The organism is Streptomyces sp. UG1, from assembly GCF_049974585.1.
Taxonomy (GTDB): domain Bacteria; phylum Actinomycetota; class Actinomycetes; order Streptomycetales; family Streptomycetaceae; genus Streptomyces.
The window spans coordinates 44,400-60,126 of the sequence record NZ_JBNGGG010000003.1 but is presented as its reverse complement, the minus strand read 5'-3'; the positions used below and the strand labels follow the sequence as shown (position 1 = coordinate 60,126).

15 protein-coding genes and 1 tRNA gene are annotated in these 15,727 nt (G+C 69.6%); 7 read left to right on the top strand and 9 right to left on the bottom strand.

Going from position 1 to position 15,727, the window contains the following annotated elements; translation table 11 throughout:
* Nucleotides 1–117 precede the first annotated feature (117 nt).
* From ACP4J3_RS04175 to ACP4J3_RS04165, 3 genes are read right to left on the bottom strand one after another with little or no spacing between them, the layout of a single operon-like run.
* On the bottom strand, nucleotides 118–1,017 hold the full coding sequence (locus ACP4J3_RS04175; protein WP_426530483.1) for a carbohydrate ABC transporter permease: 900 nt from the start codon (nucleotides 1,015–1,017) through the stop codon (nucleotides 118–120).
* Nucleotides 1,014–2,045, bottom strand: coding sequence for a carbohydrate ABC transporter permease (locus ACP4J3_RS04170; protein WP_426530481.1), 1,032 nt, complete (start codon nucleotides 2,043–2,045; stop codon nucleotides 1,014–1,016). The genes ACP4J3_RS04175 and ACP4J3_RS04170 overlap by 4 nt, the downstream gene beginning before the upstream one ends.
* Nucleotides 2,042–3,364, bottom strand: a complete 1,323-nt coding sequence (locus ACP4J3_RS04165) for an extracellular solute-binding protein (protein WP_426530479.1) — start codon at nucleotides 3,362–3,364, stop codon at nucleotides 2,042–2,044. The genes ACP4J3_RS04170 and ACP4J3_RS04165 overlap by 4 nt, the downstream gene beginning before the upstream one ends.
* A gap of 318 nt (nucleotides 3,365–3,682) precedes the next feature.
* On the opposite strand from ACP4J3_RS04165, the gene ACP4J3_RS04160 reads away from it, so the two are divergent.
* Both ACP4J3_RS04160 and ACP4J3_RS04155 read left to right on the top strand, forming a co-directional pair.
* Entirely contained in the window at nucleotides 3,683–4,738 is a 1,056-nt protein-coding gene (locus tag ACP4J3_RS04160; protein WP_426530477.1) for a LacI family DNA-binding transcriptional regulator, read from the top strand.
* Between the two features lie 153 nt (nucleotides 4,739–4,891).
* Nucleotides 4,892–5,914 (top strand): sulfotransferase, encoded by a 1,023-nt coding sequence (locus ACP4J3_RS04155; RefSeq protein WP_426530475.1) that lies wholly within the window; start codon nucleotides 4,892–4,894, stop codon nucleotides 5,912–5,914.
* A gap of 175 nt (nucleotides 5,915–6,089) precedes the next feature.
* Here ACP4J3_RS04155 and ACP4J3_RS04150 read toward each other — a convergent pair whose 3' ends face one another.
* Entirely contained in the window at nucleotides 6,090–6,656 is a 567-nt protein-coding gene (locus tag ACP4J3_RS04150; RefSeq protein WP_426530473.1) for a GPR1/FUN34/YaaH family transporter, read from the bottom strand.
* A gap of 149 nt (nucleotides 6,657–6,805) precedes the next feature.
* Nucleotides 6,806–7,333 carry a universal stress protein gene (locus tag ACP4J3_RS04145; RefSeq protein ID WP_426530471.1) on the bottom strand — a complete coding sequence of 176 codons (528 nt, stop codon included), beginning with the start codon at nucleotides 7,331–7,333 and terminating at the stop codon, nucleotides 6,806–6,808.
* 323 nt (nucleotides 7,334–7,656) lie between these two features.
* Between ACP4J3_RS04145 and ACP4J3_RS04140 the strand changes: the two genes are divergently transcribed.
* The 4 genes from ACP4J3_RS04140 to ACP4J3_RS04125 all read left to right on the top strand — a co-directional run bounded on the left by ACP4J3_RS04140 (nucleotide 7,657) and on the right by ACP4J3_RS04125 (nucleotide 10,474).
* On the top strand, nucleotides 7,657–7,974 hold the full coding sequence (locus ACP4J3_RS04140) for a hypothetical protein (RefSeq protein ID WP_426530469.1): 318 nt from the start codon (nucleotides 7,657–7,659) through the stop codon (nucleotides 7,972–7,974).
* A gap of 377 nt (nucleotides 7,975–8,351) precedes the next feature.
* The gene (locus ACP4J3_RS04135) at nucleotides 8,352–9,590 is read left to right on the top strand and encodes a helix-turn-helix domain-containing protein (RefSeq protein WP_426530467.1); all 1,239 of its coding nucleotides are present in this window, start codon (nucleotides 8,352–8,354) and stop codon (nucleotides 9,588–9,590) included.
* A 92-nt stretch (nucleotides 9,591–9,682) separates the two neighbouring features.
* Nucleotides 9,683–10,285, top strand: coding sequence for an oligoribonuclease (orn, locus tag ACP4J3_RS04130; RefSeq protein ID WP_426530465.1), 603 nt, complete (start codon nucleotides 9,683–9,685; stop codon nucleotides 10,283–10,285).
* A gap of 116 nt (nucleotides 10,286–10,401) precedes the next feature.
* Nucleotides 10,402–10,474, top strand: a tRNA-His gene (locus ACP4J3_RS04125).
* Nucleotides 10,475–10,544: 70 nt separating this feature from the next.
* Here ACP4J3_RS04125 and ACP4J3_RS04120 read toward each other — a convergent pair.
* From ACP4J3_RS04120 to ACP4J3_RS04105, 4 genes are all read right to left on the bottom strand, one after another.
* Complete coding sequence (locus tag ACP4J3_RS04120) at nucleotides 10,545–10,889, bottom strand: hypothetical protein (protein WP_426530463.1); 345 nt, start codon at nucleotides 10,887–10,889, stop codon at nucleotides 10,545–10,547.
* A 61-nt stretch (nucleotides 10,890–10,950) separates the two neighbouring features.
* Complete coding sequence (gene glmS, locus ACP4J3_RS04115; RefSeq protein WP_426530461.1) at nucleotides 10,951–12,768, bottom strand: glutamine--fructose-6-phosphate transaminase (isomerizing); 1,818 nt, start codon at nucleotides 12,766–12,768, stop codon at nucleotides 10,951–10,953.
* A gap of 12 nt (nucleotides 12,769–12,780) precedes the next feature.
* Nucleotides 12,781–13,038, bottom strand: coding sequence for a hypothetical protein (locus ACP4J3_RS04110; RefSeq protein ID WP_426530459.1), 258 nt, complete (start codon nucleotides 13,036–13,038; stop codon nucleotides 12,781–12,783).
* An 89-nt stretch (nucleotides 13,039–13,127) separates the two neighbouring features.
* Nucleotides 13,128–13,982 carry a DUF4429 domain-containing protein gene (locus ACP4J3_RS04105; RefSeq protein WP_426530457.1) on the bottom strand — a complete coding sequence of 285 codons (855 nt, stop codon included), beginning with the start codon at nucleotides 13,980–13,982 and terminating at the stop codon, nucleotides 13,128–13,130.
* A 152-nt stretch (nucleotides 13,983–14,134) separates the two neighbouring features.
* On the opposite strand from ACP4J3_RS04105, the gene ACP4J3_RS04100 reads away from it, so the two are divergent.
* On the top strand, nucleotides 14,135–15,667 hold the full coding sequence (locus ACP4J3_RS04100; RefSeq protein ID WP_426530911.1) for a beta-N-acetylhexosaminidase: 1,533 nt from the start codon (nucleotides 14,135–14,137) through the stop codon (nucleotides 15,665–15,667).
* The last annotated feature ends 60 nt before the right edge of the window (nucleotides 15,668–15,727 follow it).

Sequence of the window (15,727 nt, the reverse complement as noted above, 5' to 3'; positions counted from 1 at the left end):
CGTGGAGACCGACGGGTACGGGTGGGTTGGGGAGAGAGGAAAGCGGGGGCCGAGGCGGCGGTGACCCGGCCCCCGAGGACGTACGGCGGAGAAAGGCAGAGGAGAGGCGGTGGGGCGTCAGCCCTTGATCGCGCCCTGCATGATGCCGCCCACGATCTGCTTGCCGAACAGCAGGAAGGCGATCAGCAGCGGCAGGGTGCCGAGCAGGGCCCCCGCCATGATCACCGACTGGTCGGGGACATAGCCGGTGCCGAGCGAGTTGAGCGCGACCTGCACGGTCGGGTTCTCCTGGTTCAGGGCGATGATCGGCCACAGGAAGTCGTTCCAGGCGAACACGAAGGTCAGCAGGCCGAGGACGGCCATCGCGGGCCGGGCCGCGGGGAACACCACGTGCCAGACGACCCGCAGACTGCTCGCGCCGTCCACCCGCGCCGCCTCGATCAGCTCGGTCGGCAGCGCCTGCACCAGGTACTGCCGCATGAAGAACACACCGAAGGCGGTCACCAGCGTCGGCAGGACGACCGTCTGCAACTGGTTGGACCAGCCGAGGTCCGCCATCCACAGGTACAGCGGCACGACGGCCAGCTGCGGCGGCACCATCATCGTGCCGATCGTCAGCAGCAGCAGAACGTTCGAGAACTTGAACCGCAGCTTGGCGAAGGCGAACCCGGCGAGCGTGGAGAACAGCACCGTGGCGACCGTGATCGTGCCCGCGACGATCGTCGTGTTGACCATCGCGGTGCCGAGCCCGGCCTCCTCCCACGCGGTCTGAAGGTTCTTGAACAGGTTGCCGCCGAACCACAGCGGCGGCGGGGTCTGCGCCAGCCGGGTGTTGGTGCGCGAGGCCGCGATCGCCGTCCACACCAGCGGGGCCAGCGAGACCAGCGCGAACAGGGTCAGCACGACGTAGGTGACCGGGCCGGCGTGCAGCTGCTTGCCCGCGCCCATCACACGCGTCCGCTCCCGCCGGGGCGGCTTCTTCCCTGCCTGGGGCGGAGTCAGTTCGGTCGCTGTCATTGGGACTTCCTCAGCCGTCGGGTGATCAGCAGATTGATCGCGGCGACGATCAGCAGGATCAGGAACATCGACCAGGCGATCGCGGACGCCTTGCCGAGGTTGCCGATGATCCAGCCCTGGTCGTACATGTACAGGCCGAGCGTCTGGAACTGGTGGTCCGAGCCGCCCTTGGAGCCGCTGATCCCGCCGAACAGCAGGGGCTCGCCGAAGAGCTGGGTCGCGCCGATCGTGGAGACGACCACCGTGAACAGGATCGTCGGCCGCAGCTGCGGGACCGTCACATGGAGGAACTGCTGCCAGCGGTTGGCGCCGTCGATGGCCGCCGACTCGTACAGATCGGCCGGGATGGCCTGCATGGCGGCGAGGTAGATCAGCGCGTTGTAGCCGGTCCAGCGCCAGATCACGATCGTCGACACGGCGAACTTCGAGCCCCAGTCGGACTCACGCCAGTTGACCGGGTCGATGCCGAAGAAGTCGAGGATCCAGTTGATCATGCCGCCGTCCCAGGAGTACAGCAGCACGAACACCAGGGTCGCCGCCGCCACCGAGGTGGCGTACGGGGTGAGCATCACGACCCGCCACACGGTCGAGCCGCGCAGCTTGTAGTTGAGCAGATGGGCCAGGCCGATCGCCATCAGCAACTGCGGCACCGTGGAGATCACGCCGATGGTGAAGGTGACCCACAGCGAGTTCCAGAAGAAGTCCGAGGACAGCAGGTTCTCGTAGTTCTTCAGCCCGGCCCAGGACTGGCCGTCCAGGTCGGACAACTGCACGCTGTGCAGCGAGTACCAGGCCGTGTACAGCAGCGGGACCAGCGAGAACGCGCCGAACACGATGAAGAAGGGGGAGATGAACGCGTACGGGGACGCCTTCATGTCCCAGCGGTACAGCCGGCTGCGCCAGGAACCCCGGCCCGGCTCAGGCGGCGTACCGCGACCGTGCGCGCGGCCGGCCGCGCCCGGCTGGTCACCGGGCGCGGCGTCGGCGCTCGACGCGGAATGCGCGAGGGCCTGCTTGGAGCTGGTCACTGGCCGAGCACGTCCTTGATCTCCTCGGTGGCCGCGTCCCAGCCCTCCTCAGGGCTCTTGCCCTTCTGCTCGACCTGGACGATGCCGATGTCCTTCAGCGCGGTGTCGATCGGCTGGTCCTTGACGCCGAAGTACTGGGTCGGGATGGTCTCGGCCGAGGCGGAGAAGATCTCGGTGATCGGCGCGTTCGAGAAGTACTCGGTCGTGGCGGCCGCCGGCTTCAGGCTCGAGTACGCCGACGGGGCCGACGGGAAGCTCGCCTGCTTGGCGAAGACCTTCGCCTGCTGCTCGGGCGCGGTCAGCCACTTCGCCAGCGCGATGGCCTCCTTCTGGTGCTTGCTCGCCGTCGGCACGCCGATGAACGAACCACCCCAGTTGCCCGCGGTCGGCGCCGCCGCCACGTCCCACTTGCCCTTGCCCGCGTCACCGGACTGCTCCAGGATGTAGCCGATCATCCAGGCCGGGCAGGCCACCGTGGCGAAGGTCGCGTTGGCGTAGCCCTGGTCCCACGGCTTCTCGAACTGCTTCAGCTTCGCCGACATGTCGCTCGTCGCCACCTCCATGGCGGCGTCCCACGCCTTCTTCACGCCCGCGGACTTGTCCCAGACGACGTTGCCGTCCTTGTCGTAGTACCGCTCGCTCGCACCGTTGAGGACCGCGCTGTAGACGGAGGAGGCGGAGTCCACGAACTTGGTGCCGCTCGGCGCGTTCTTCATGTACTCCTTGCCGAGGTCGACGTACTTGCCCCAGTCGCCCTTCCACCGCTCGGCGAGCTTGGTGCGGTCGGTCTCCAGGCCGGCCTTCTGGAACAGGTCCTTGCGGTAGCAGACGGCCATCGGGCCGATGTCGGTGCCGAGGCCGATCAGCTTGCCGTCCTTGGTGGTGGCCTGGGTGTTCTTCCAGTCCAGCCACTGGGACTTGTCGACCTCCTTGCCGAGGTCGACGAACTTGTCGCCCTGCGTCTGCACGGCCTCGGTGATGTTGCCGACCTCGATCGCCTGGATGTCGTCGGTGCCGGCGCCGGCCTGCAGGCGGGTGAGGACCTTGGGCCAGTAGACGTCGGTCTTGGTGGTGACGTTCTCCTTGATGGTGATGTCCGGGTTGGCCTTCATGTACTCGTCGTAGAGGCCGGCCTGCTTGTAGCCGAAGGTGCCGAAGGTGCCGACGGTGAGGGTGATCTTGCCGCCGCCGCTGCCTCCGCCCTCGTTCGATGAGCCGTCGTCCGAGTCCTCGGCGCAGCCGGCGAGCAGCCCTGTCGTCAGCGCGGCCGTGGCCGCGAGGGCCATCAGCCTGCGGGACCCGCGGGTACTCGTGCGCATTGCGTCCTCCTGTTGCCTGACGTGCCGACCCCCCGGCCAACTGCACTGTTGGGCCCGTTCATTCTTCACGCTGCGGCTCGGGCGGGGAACGTGTGCGGGATGTGTATGTGTCAGGTACTGTGGGAGCGCTCCCACATGTGATGTGTTGAAGGTTCGTCGGTCGGAGCGGGGGTGTCAAGGGCGGGGGCGCGGAAGGATGCGTTCAGTTATCGGGCCGTTAACTGGACTCGGGAGCGGCGGCCCCCTGGGGCGGTCATTGCAGCAGGCGGGACTGTTAGATTCCAGGCCGGCGTACGGATCGGCGGGAAGGCGGGGCCCATGGCAAGCCACGGAGCGAGGGGGCGGAGCGGTGGCCGGCCCACCCTCGAAGAGGTGGCGGCCCGCGCGGGCGTGGGACGGGGCACCGTCTCCCGGGTGATCAACGGCTCGCCCCGGGTCAGTGACGCGACCCGCGCGGCGGTTCAGGCGGCGGTCGCGGAACTCGGCTATGTCCCCAACACGGCCGCCCGTGCCCTGGCGGCCAACCGTACGGACGCCATCGCGCTGGTCGTGCCCGAGCCGGAGACGCGGTTCTTCGCGGAGCCGTACTTCTCGGACATGCTCCGGGGTGTCGGCGCCGAGATCGCCGACACCGAGATGCAGCTCCTGCTGACCTTCGCGGGCAGCGACAAGGAGCGCCGCCGGCTGGCCCAGTACCTGGCGGCACACCGTGTCGACGGTGTCCTGCTGGTCTCGGTCCACGCGGACGACCCGCTGCCCGACCTGCTGGCCCAGCTCGAGATCCCCGCGGTGATCAGCGGCCCGAGATCGGCGGCGGAGACCCTGACCTCGGTCGACTCGGACAACTACGGCGGCGCGAGGTCGGCGGTGGAGCACCTGGTGGCCCGCGGCAGCGGGCGCATCGCCCACATCACCGGCCGCCTCGACGTCTACGGCGCCCAGCGCCGCGTCGACGGCTACCGCGCCGCCCTGGAGGACGCCGGGCACCAGGTGGACGAGCGGCTGATCGAGCCCGGCGACTTCACCGAGGAGGGCGGCGCGCGGGCGATGCGGGCGTTGCTGGAGCGCGCCCCCGACCTGGACGCGGTCTTCGCGGCGTCGGACGTCACGGCGGCGGGCGCCCGCCAGGCGCTGCGCGAGGCGGGCCGCCGGATCCCCGACGACGTCGCCCTGGTCGGCTACGACGACTCCGCCATCGCCCGCCACATGGACCCGCCGCTGACGTCCGTCCGCCAGCCCATCGAGGAGATGGGCCGCCGCATGATCGACCTCCTCCTGGGCGAGATCGCGGACCGGCGTCCGGCGGTGTCGCGGGGGCTGGAGCGGGCGCAGGTGGTGCTGGCGACGGAGCTGGTGATCAGGGCTTCGTCCTGAGGGCGGACCTGCATGTCGGCGATGCATGCCAGTCATCAGCATCGCCGACTTGGAGGTGGTCGCCATGACCGTGACCCAGATCGATGTTGGACAGCACGCACAGCAGACGGCCCCCGCGCACGGAGGGCCGACGGACGACGCGGAGGAAGACCCATGCGTTCCTTGACCTTCGTCATCGGTACGGGACGCAGCGGATCGACCGCGCTGTCGCGCATCCTCAACGCCCACCCGGACGTACTGAGCCTCAACGAGTACATGGCCTCCGTGGGCGACGCGGCGTTCCCCGCGGGGAAGGTGTCCGGCGAGGAGTTCTGGCAGACCCTCTACCGGCCCGCCCCGCACTTCGAGCGGATGATCCGCAGCGGGCTGCCGCTGCCGGAGTTCCTCTACACCCGTCGCCCCGGCCGGTACTCGGCCCAGACCACCGGTATCCCCGCGCTCTCCCTGATGGTGCTGCCGCACCTCACCGACGACCCGGACGGGTTCCTCGACGACCTCGCCGCGGCAGTCGTCCAGTGGCCCGAGCGCACCGCCGCCGAGCACCACCGGGCGTTGTTCGGCCTGCTGTGCGGCCGCTTCGCGAGGACCGCCGTCGTGGAGCGCTCCGGCTACTCGACAGGCTGGGCACCGGGGCTGCGGGATACGTTCCCGGAGGCGAGGTTCGTGCACATGTTCAGGGACGGACCGGACTGCGCCCTGTCCATGAGCCGCCACCCCGGCTACCGCGCGATCACGCTGTTGCGCGAGATCAAGGAGCGGGCCGGCATCGAGAGTTTCGGCGACCTGACCGAGGAGCACGTACGCGCCCTGCCCCCGGACCTCGCGCCCCTGCTCGACGACCGCTTCGACCCGGCCCTCGTACGCGACCGTGACCTGCCCCTGCGCAGGTTCGGCGCGCTGTGGTCCGAACTGGTCACGGAGGGCGCGCAGTTCCTCGCCGGGCTGCCCTCCGGTCAGGGCACCACGCTCGCCTACGAGGACCTGCTCGACAGGCCGGCAGAAGAACTCACCCGCCTGGCCGAGTTCATCGGGGTGGCCCCCCAACCGCAGTGGCTGAGCACCGGATCGGCCCTGCTCGACCACAGCCGCCGGGGCTCCGCGAGCAGGCTGTCGGCGGAGGAGTTCGCCGACCTGAGGGAGAGCTGCGCGCCGGGTACCCATGCCTTGGACGGTTGAGCAACCCCCTAGGGGCGCGGGGCTGTGTCGATGTTCGGCTCCGCCGCGCGGGCGCGACCGGCCCCCACATACCCGCACAGGCCGAACAACGAAGACGGACCCCCACGTGATGCCACCACTCACGGGGGGTCCGTTCTCATCGCCGGGGAGCCGCCCAACCCCCCGGCCTGCGCAGCTAACCGGTGGCCGTCACTCCCCGGCCGGCGGCGCGTCGAGGAAGTGCGGTCGGCCAGTGGGCCAGCGCCGCGGTCGCGGAGTACCAGGCCACCGCGCCCGCCGCCACGGCGAACCAGCCGCCCACCTTGGTGAGTGAGTCGTTGTCGGCGAAGTTGGCGATCGCCATGAGCAGCAGGCCGACGAAGAACAGCCCGTGCATGCCCTGGCCGAGCTGGTCGCCACCGGCGAGGGTGAGGGACAGCGCCACGAGGGCGAACAGCAGCAGGAAGAGCCCCGCGGCATTGGCGGACACCTGGCTGTCGGCCGCGACGGCCCAGGTGAACCAGAGCGCGCCGAGCGCGACGAAGGCGGTCCCGTTCGCGCCGTCACGGTCGCGGAAGGCCATCAGTCCGGCGACGAAGAGGGCGATGCCGCCCACGTACTGGGCGATTGATACGGCGTCAGCGGCTGACACGCCGTCGATGACTTCGGTGTACCCCAGCCCGAAGGCCAACAGGGTGACACCGAGGGCGAGTCGGCCGACCACGGAGGTGATTCCGCTTCCCGCGGAGACGTCGTTGTCCACGGCGGGCTCCCTTCATGCATGTGCAGTTGTGCGGTGTGCGATATATGCCCTTCACAAAGGCACAAACACCTCTACGCGTGAGTAGTTTCACGCGGTGCAGAAAGGGGGCGCCGTTCTGGACGGCTCATCTCACCTGGGGCAACGGCGAGTTACGGGATGACAACGACGGGACGCTTGGCGCGCTTGGCGAGCCGTCCCGCGACGGACCCGAAGATCCGTCCGACGATGCCCTGGGTGGAGCCGACGACGATCGCGTCCGCCTCGTACTCCTGTCCGACCTCTTCGAGTTCGTGGCAGATGTCGCCGCCGCGCTCGACGAGGATCCAGGGCACCTCGGCGAGATAGTCCGCGCAGGCGAGTTCGAGGCCGAGCACCTCTGTGCGGTGGTCCGGTACGTCGACGAAGACCGGCGGCTCGCAGCCCGCCCACACCGTGGTGGGCAGCCGGTTGGCGACATGGACGATGATCAGGCCCGACCCGGAGCGATGGGCCATGCCGATGGCGTACGCCAGGGCGCGCTCGCTGGAGGTGGAGCCGTCGAAGCCGACGACGACGCCGTGCTTGAAGGCGGGATCGCAGGAGTGGCGTGGCTCGTCCGCCGCCAGGGGCTCGGCCGCCGTGGGATCGGCGACGGGCCGCTTGCGGTCCGCTGGTTCGAAGAATTCGTGACCGGCCATGGCTGTCTCGGCGTATTGATCCTTATATGGGTGGGACATGTGCGGCGGAGCTGTGTCCGGGAATGGTCTTCCCAACCCCATACCCCAAGGGTACGGCGGCACGCCTCCTTAGCCCAGATACCCGCTCTCGGGCGCTGCGGGTTCCAGGGAGCATGCACGAGCAAGGCCCGTAACGCAATGGTTGCTGCGGTGTACAGGCGGTTCGCGCGGGATCCACTCGCGTCCACCGGCCGGACGGTCGGCCGCGGGGCAGTGACCGACCGCTCGACTCCGCGTTGATCACCACGAGCCACCGCCCAGGGAGCCCAGGAGCACGCACCCACATGTCCGGACCCCATACCCCCTCCGAGGACAGCGCCACCGATGTGGTCCGCTGGGCGGCCTTCAGTTGCGTCCTGGTCCCCGTGGTCCTCCTCTGGTACGGCACCTCGCTCGCCGGCGCCGCCGGCACCGCCCTCGGGCTCGCGGCCGTGACGGCCGTCTGCCGTTTGCTGCTGCGCCAGTCGGAGCGCGGCGCGACCCGGCTGCGGCAGGAGGAGCGGCACGGTCCGTCGCCGCGTCGTCGCGGACGCCATCACAGGACGGGAACCGGGGCCCATAGAGGCGGACGTCACACTGGGGGAAATACACCGGTCGGCTGACCGGTTTCCGCGCACGGGCACGCTGGTTTTCAGCCAACTTCTGGCGTGCATGCATCCCCCGCCCAGAACACCCCCCAACCCCCGTTCCACCTGCACGGAAAGGGCCTCAAGGGGGCTGTGCACCCTACGTGGATTGGCCACTGCGACAAGGCGCACTTCCCTGCACGGCCCGCGAGTGCAACGCTTCGTGATCGAATGCTTCACGCCAAGTTGCCAAGTCGACAATGTGCCGAATGCCGAACCGGCCACTGAGGCGCGACGCGACACAGTAGATTCGATCTTGACTGTCTACGGCGGGGGACTCGTGCAGGACCGAGGGGAAACGTGCAGGAGCGACACAACCGAGGAGCCGCGACCACCGAGGGGGGCTTAGCAGTATGAGCCACGACTCCACTGCCGCGCCGGAAGCCGCGGCCCGGAAGCTTTCCGGGCGACGCCGCAAGGAGATCGTCGCGGTGCTGCTGTTCAGCGGCGGCCCCATCTTCGAGAGTTCCATACCGCTGTCGGTGTTCGGGATAGACCGCCAGGACGCCGGCGTACCGCGCTACCGCCTGCTGGTGTGCGGCGGCGAGGAAGGCCCACTGCGGACCACAGGGGGCCTGGAACTCTCGGCACCGCATGGCCTGGAGGCGATCTCCCGGGCGGGCACGGTCGTCGTGCCGGCCTGGCGTTCGATCACCTCGCCGCCACCGGAGGAGGCGCTCGACGCGCTGCGCCGGGCGCACGAGGAGGGCGCCCGCATCGTCGGGCTGTGCACCGGCGCCTTCGTCCTCGCCGCGGCGGGCCTGCTGGACGGCCGTCCCGCGACGACACACTGGATGTACGCACCGACGCTGGCCAAGCGCTATCCGTCGGTGCACGTGGATCCGCGAGAGCTGTTCGTGGACGACGGCGATGTGCTGACGTCGGCCGGTACGGCAGCCGGCATCGACCTCTGCCTCCACATCGTCCGGACCGACCACGGCAACGAGGCGGCGGGCGCGCTGGCGAGGCGCCTTGTCGTACCGCCACGCCGAAGCGGAGGCCAGGAACGCTACCTGGACCGCTCTTTACCGGAGGAGATCGGCGCCGACCCGCTCGCGGAGGTCGTCGCCTGGGCGCTGGAGCATCTGCACGAGCAGTTCGACGTCGAGACGCTGGCGGCACGCGCGTACATGAGCCGCCGCACCTTCGACCGCCGCTTCCGCTCGCTGACGGGCAGCGCCCCGCTGCAGTGGCTGATCACCCAGCGGGTGCTGCAGGCGCAGCGGCTGCTGGAGACGTCCGACTACTCGGTGGACGAGGTCGCGGGCCGCTGCGGCTTCCGTTCGCCGGTGGCGCTGCGCGGGCACTTCCGGCGCCAGCTCGGCTCGTCGCCGGCCGCGTACCGGGCGGCGTACCGGGCCCGGCGCCCGCAGGGCGACAAGCCGGCGGACCCGGAGGCAGCCGTCGGTCAGGGCCCGGCGCCGCAGGGCCCACCGCCCACCCCGTACCCGGAGGGCGGACCGGTCCCGCTGCAGGCCCGCCGCACCCCGGCACTGGGCGGCTCCGCACCCCTGTCGGTGCCGTCGGACAACGGCCGCGAGGCTTATGCGGCGAGCCGGGCCAGCCTGCCGGGCCAGCGCAGCGGGTCCTGACCTCGCGTGACGCCGGACGGGCGGGCCCGGCCCGTCCGGCGTTCGCCGACGCGGGGCACGCCGTACGCGGACGTCAGCCGTAGGGTGGTCGCATGAACGATCGCATGGTGTGGATCGACTGCGAGATGACCGGCCTCTCGCTGTCCGACGACGCGCTCATCGAGGTTGCCGCCCTCGTCACCGACTCCGAGCTGAACGTCCTCGGCGAGGGCGTGGACATCGTCATCCGCCCGCCGGAGGGGGCGCTGGAGACGATGCCGGAGGTGGTGCGTCAGATGCACACCGCGTCCGGGCTGCTGGCCGAACTCGCCGGCGGCACGACACTCCAGGACGCCGAGGAGCAGGTCCTCGGCTATGTCCGCGAGCACGTCAAGGAGGCCGGCAAGGCGCCGCTGTGCGGCAACTCCGTCGGTACCGACCGCGGCTTCCTGCTGCGCGACATGCCGACGCTGGAGGACTACCTCCACTACCGGATCGTCGATGTCTCCTCGATCAAGGAGCTGGCGCGCCGCTGGTATCCGCGGGCCTACTTCAACAGCCCCGAGAAGAACGGCAACCACCGCGCCCTCGCCGACATCCGCGAGTCCATCGCGGAACTGCGCTACTACCGCGAGTGCATCTTCGTGCCCCATCCGGGCCCGGACTCCGACACCGCGAAGTCGATCGCCGCGAAGCACGTTCTGCCTGCTCAGTAGGTGTGTGAGGGGGGTCGCGCAGGGGCGCCGCGAAAGCCGTGCGCGAGCACCCCTTCGGACCCTGTACACTTTTTCTCGGCCGGTCGGGAAGACCACCTTCCGAATCGCCGGTCATGGTGGGTGTAGCTCAGCTGGTAGAGCACCTGGTTGTGGTCCAGGATGCCGCGGGTTCGAGTCCCGTCACTCACCCTGAGCATTCAGCCGGTGACTTCACGGACGAAGTCACCGGCTGAAGCGTTTTCCGGAGGTCTTTCCGGGCTCAGCACAGGACGCCACGGTCGGGCAGCCGCTCCGTGCTGGGATCCGGTGAGCCGGCGATGGAGCGCGAGAGCCCCGGCATACGGGACGTTGTTGTCGCGGCGGCGGACAGGTCGTGGACGACGGACGCGAGAGCGGTGTCGTACTCCTGACGCTGGATCAGTTTCGAAGGGACGGTGACCTCGGCGCACCGCGCGCCCGCCTCGTTCAGCTCCTTCTCGGCGGCGGGGCAGGGGCCCCGGCGCAGGGGCTGCGCGGTGGGCGCGGGTAGGGACGCCGCCGGTGGTGCGGCGGCGAGGAGGCCGGTCAGCCCGAGTCCGACGCCCAGTACACGACGGTCATGCATCGGGCCGACTCGCCTTTCTCTACTGGGGCAGGCCATAGGTGGTGGCCCGCCCCAGGGGCGGCTACTCGACCGTCACGGACTTCGCGAGGTTGCGGGGCTTGTCGATGTCCCGGCCCAGGGCCAACGCCGTGTGGTAGGCGAGGAGTTGGAGCGGGATGCCCATCAGGATGGGGTCCAGTTCGTCCTCGTTCTTCGGGACGACGATCGTCTGGTCCGCCTTCTCCTGGTGCTGGTGGGCCACCGCGAGGATCTTGCCGCTGCGGGCCTTGATCTCCTCCATGGCGGCGCGGTTCTTCTCCAGCAGGTCGTCGTCGGGGACGATCGCGACCGTGGGGAGGGCGGGCTCGATCAGGGCCAGCGGGCCGTGCTTGAGCTCGGAGGCGGGGTAGGCCTCGGCGTGGATGTAGGAGACCTCCTTGAGCTTGAGGGAGGCCTCGCGGGCGACCGGGTAGCCCCGGACGCGGCCGATGAAGAGCATCGAGCGGGCGTCGGCGTACAGCTTGGCCAGCCTCTCGATCTCCGCCTCCTGCTCCATGATCTCGGCGATCTGGGCGGGCAGCCTGCGCAGGCCCTCGATGATCCGCTTGCCGTCGCGGACGGAGAGGTCCCGGGTGCGGCCCAGGTGCAGGGCGAGCAGCGCGAAGGCCACCGTCGTGTTCGTGAAGCACTTCGTCGAGACCACGCAGACCTCGGGGCCCGCGTGCACGTAGATGCCGGCGTCCGCCTCGCGGGCGATCGCCGAGCCGACCACGTTCACGATGCCGAAGACCCGCGCGCCCTTGCGCTTCAGCTCCTGGACGGCGGCCAGGACGTCGTAGGTCTCACCCGACTGGGAGACCGCCACGTAGAGGGTGTCGGGGTCCACCACCGCGTTGCGGTAGCGGAACTCCGAGGCCGGCTCGGCGTCCGCGGGGATGCGGGCCAGCTCCTCGATCATCTGGGCGCCGATCATGCCCGCGTGGTACGAGGTGCCGCAGCCGAGGATCTTCACGCGGCGGATCTGGCGGGCCTCCCGGGCGTCCAGGTTGAGGCCGCCGAGGTGCACGGTGGAGAAGCGGTCGTCGATGCGGCCGCGCAGCACGCGGTCCACGGCGTCGGCCTGCTCGTGGATCTCCTTGTGCATGTAGGTGTCGTGGCCGCCCATGTCGTAGGAGGCGGCCTCCCACTCGACGGTGGTGGGCTCGGCCGTGGTGCGGGTGCCCTCCGTCGTGTACGTGCGGAAGTCGTCGGCCTTCAGCGTCGCCATCTCGCCGTCGTCCAGCGTCACTATCTGCCGCGTGTGGGCGACCAGCGCGGCGATGTCCGAGGCGACGAACATCTCCTTCTCGCCGATGCCGAGGACGACCGGGGAGCCGTTGCGGGCGACGACGATACGGTCGTTGAAGTCGGCGTGCATCACGGCGATGCCGTACGTGCCCTCGATGACGCGCAGCGTCTCGCGGACCTTGTCCTCCAGCTTGGGCGCCTTGGAGCGGGCGATGAGGTGGACGAGGACCTCGGTGTCGGTCTCGGAGAGGAACTCGACGCCGTCCGCCTCCAGCTTGCGGCGCAGGTCGGAGGCGTTGTCGATGATGCCGTTGTGGACGACGGCGACCTTGCCCTCGGCGTCCAGGTGCGGGTGGGCGTTCACGTCGGAGGGGGCGCCGTGGGTGGCCCAGCGGGTGTGGGCGATGCCGGTCGTGCCCTTGAAGCGGGCCGGGACCTTGGCCTCCAGGTCGCGGACCCGGCCCTTGGCCTTGACGCTCTTCAGGCCGGCCGTCTTCGGGGAGGTGACGACGATGCCCGCCGAGTCGTAGCCGCGGTACTCCAGGCGCTGCAGGCCCTCGAGCAGCAGGGGCGCCACGTCACGCTTCCCGATGTATCCGACGATTCCGCACATATACAGGTATTCCTAGCCGTAGACGATGCGGCGCAACTGCCTGAGCGTGAGCTCCGGCGGTGCCACCGCCCGGTATTTGAGGTCCGCCTCGATCCGTTCGAAGATCGTCGCGTTCACCAGGCCCTGGGCCTGCAGTTCGCGATGGCGGCGACGGACGTAGTCCTCGGTCGTCTCGTCGAAGTAGGCGAGCACGTCCTGGATCACGCGAAGCGCCTCGCCCCGGTTGAGGGGCGAGGACCGCGTCAGATGATCGACAAGTTCGTCGTGCACCCGGTAGATCCTGGAGTACGGACGACGCTTTCGCAAGAATCCTGCCCGATTTCGGGCAGTCAGCCGATGGAACGGCTCCCGCTGTCGGGCTACATCCGCTTGAGTATCGCCTGCTTGGCCATCGTGAACTCCTCGTCCGTCAGTACGCCGGTGCGATGCAGCTCGCCGAGTTCGCGCAGGCGGCGCAGCAGGGCGTCGTGGTCCTGCGCCGTGTCGTCCTGCGGCTCGTTCGCGGGCGTCGGAGCGGTCGGGTGCGGAAGGCGGGCCCGGACCGCCGCGGCGACCAGGGCCATCAGCGGGTCCTTCTTGAAGCCCCACAGCTCCACGGCGTTGGGGTCGTACTTGGGCGGGGCCTTGGTGGAGGCGTTCCTGACGGTGAACCGGAGGTAGCCGTTCTCCAGGCCGGCCGCCGGGTGCCACTCCACGTCCGTGATGTCGGCGAGGGCCAGGGAGCGGGCCCCGGCGGCGGCCTTGGCGTCCTCCGTCTTCCAGTTCCACTCCAGGCGCAGGTGCTCCCCGTCGAAGCTGGCGGTGGCGTCCCCGGCGGAGACCGACAAGGGGAGCGCGGGGCCCGGCAGCAGATACTCGTCGACCGGGTCGGCGGGGACTTCGTCCAGCAGCAGGGCGTTGCGTACCTCGTCCACAAAGTACTCGGCGACTCCGTAGCGGTCGGAGTCCACGATGAGCTGATACGGGTCGTTGGGCTCGGTGAGCCGGCCGCCGGTGGCGTGCAGCAGCGGGTCGGCGCCGTCGCGCAGGCGGAGCCTGAGCCGTCCGGCCTTCTTGCCCTGCTCGAAGGAGACGCTCGCCAACGCGCCCAGGGGGACGACCAGTTCACCCAGTGTCTTGCGCAGCAGGCTGACGTTCTTGTCCCGGCCGGGAGTCAGCCGCAGTGCGTCGCCGTCGAAGACCCACGTACCGTCCTTCTGGATGATTTCCGCCATGGGGTGGATTGTTCCATCAGTCTCGCGAGAGAGTGGTCCAGACCTCTTGGAGCTTCCCCCTGGCTCATGGAAGGGACACGCTTGTGAGACACGGCTGTGTGAGACAGCACCACAGAACGTTTCGCCTTCTCGGTTCGCTGCTGCTGTTGGCGATGTGCGCCTCGATGACGGGGGCCACCCCCGCACAGGCCGAATCGCCCGGACCGCTCGACCGGGTGGTCCCCGCGCCCGCCTCGGTCGCCCCTGGCGGATCCCCCTACCGGATCACCCGCGGCACCCATATCCGCGTCGACGACTCCCGCGAGACCCGCCGCGTGGGCGAATACCTCGCGCACATCCTCCGCCCCTCCACCGGCTACCGCCTCCCCGTCACCGCCCACGGCACCGGAGGCATCCGACTGCGCCTCGCCGAGGGCCCCTTCGGCGCCGAGGGCTACCGCCTCGACAGCGGCCGCAAGGGCGTCACCATCACCGCAGCCAAGCCCGCCGGACTCTTCCACGGCGTCCAGACCCTGCGCCAGCTCCTGCCCGCCGCCGTCGAGAAGGACTCCGTGCAGCCCGGCCCCTGGCTGATCGCGGGCGGCACCATCACCGACACCCCGCGCTACGGCTGGCGCGGCGCGATGCTCGACGTCTCCCGGCACTTCTTCACCGTCGACCAGGTCAAGCGCTACATCGACCAGCTCGCCCTGTACAAGATCAACAAGCTGCATCTGCACCTCAGCGACGACCAGGGCTGGCGCATCGCCGTCGACTCCTGGCCGCGCCTGGCGACCTACGGCGGCTCCACCCAGGTCGGCGGCGGTCCCGGCGGTCACTACACCAAGGCCGACTACAAGGAGATCGTCCGGTACGCCGCCTCCCGCTATCTGGAGGTCGTCCCCGAGATCGACATGCCCGGCCACACGAACGCGGCGCTCGCCTCGTACGCCGAGCTGAACTGCGACGGAGTGGCACCCCCGCTCTACACCGGCACCGAGGTCGGCTTCAGCTCGCTGTGCGTCGGCAAGGACATCACGTACGACTTCGTGGACGACGTGATCCGGGAGCTGGCCGCGCTGACGCCGGGCGAGTACCTGCACATCGGCGGTGACGAGGCGCACTCCACCAGCCACGAGGACTATGTGAAGTTCATGGAGCGGGTGCAGCCGATCGTCGCCGAGTACGGCAAGACGGTGATCGGCTGGCACCAGCTCACCGGGGCCACGCCGGCGAAGGGGGCGCTGGCGCAGTACTGGGGGCTGGACAGCACGAACGCCGAGGAGAAGGCGCAGGTCGCGAAGGCCGCGCAGAACGGGACGGGGCTCATCCTGTCGCCCGCCGACCGGATCTACCTCGACATGAAGTACACGGCGGACACCGAGCTGGGCCTGGACTGGGCCGGTCTGGTCGAGGTGAAGCGGTCGTACGACTGGGATCCGGGCGCCTACCTTCCCGGCGCGCCCGCTTCGGCGATCCGGGGTGTCGAGGCTCCGCTGTGGACGGAGACGATCACGAAGACGGCCGACATCGAGTACATGGCCTTCCCGAGGCTGGCCGGCGCGGCGGAGCTGGGCTGGTCGCCGGCGTCCACGCATGACTGGGAGGGCTACAGAGTGCGGCTTGCTGCGCAGGGGCCGCGATGGGACGCGCTGGGGATCGGGTACTACCGGTCGCCTCAGGTGCCTTGGCCGACCACTGGGTGAAGACCTGAACACTGAACACCTGAACATCTGAACAAAGGCTGACGGGCACCCCGGAGGACC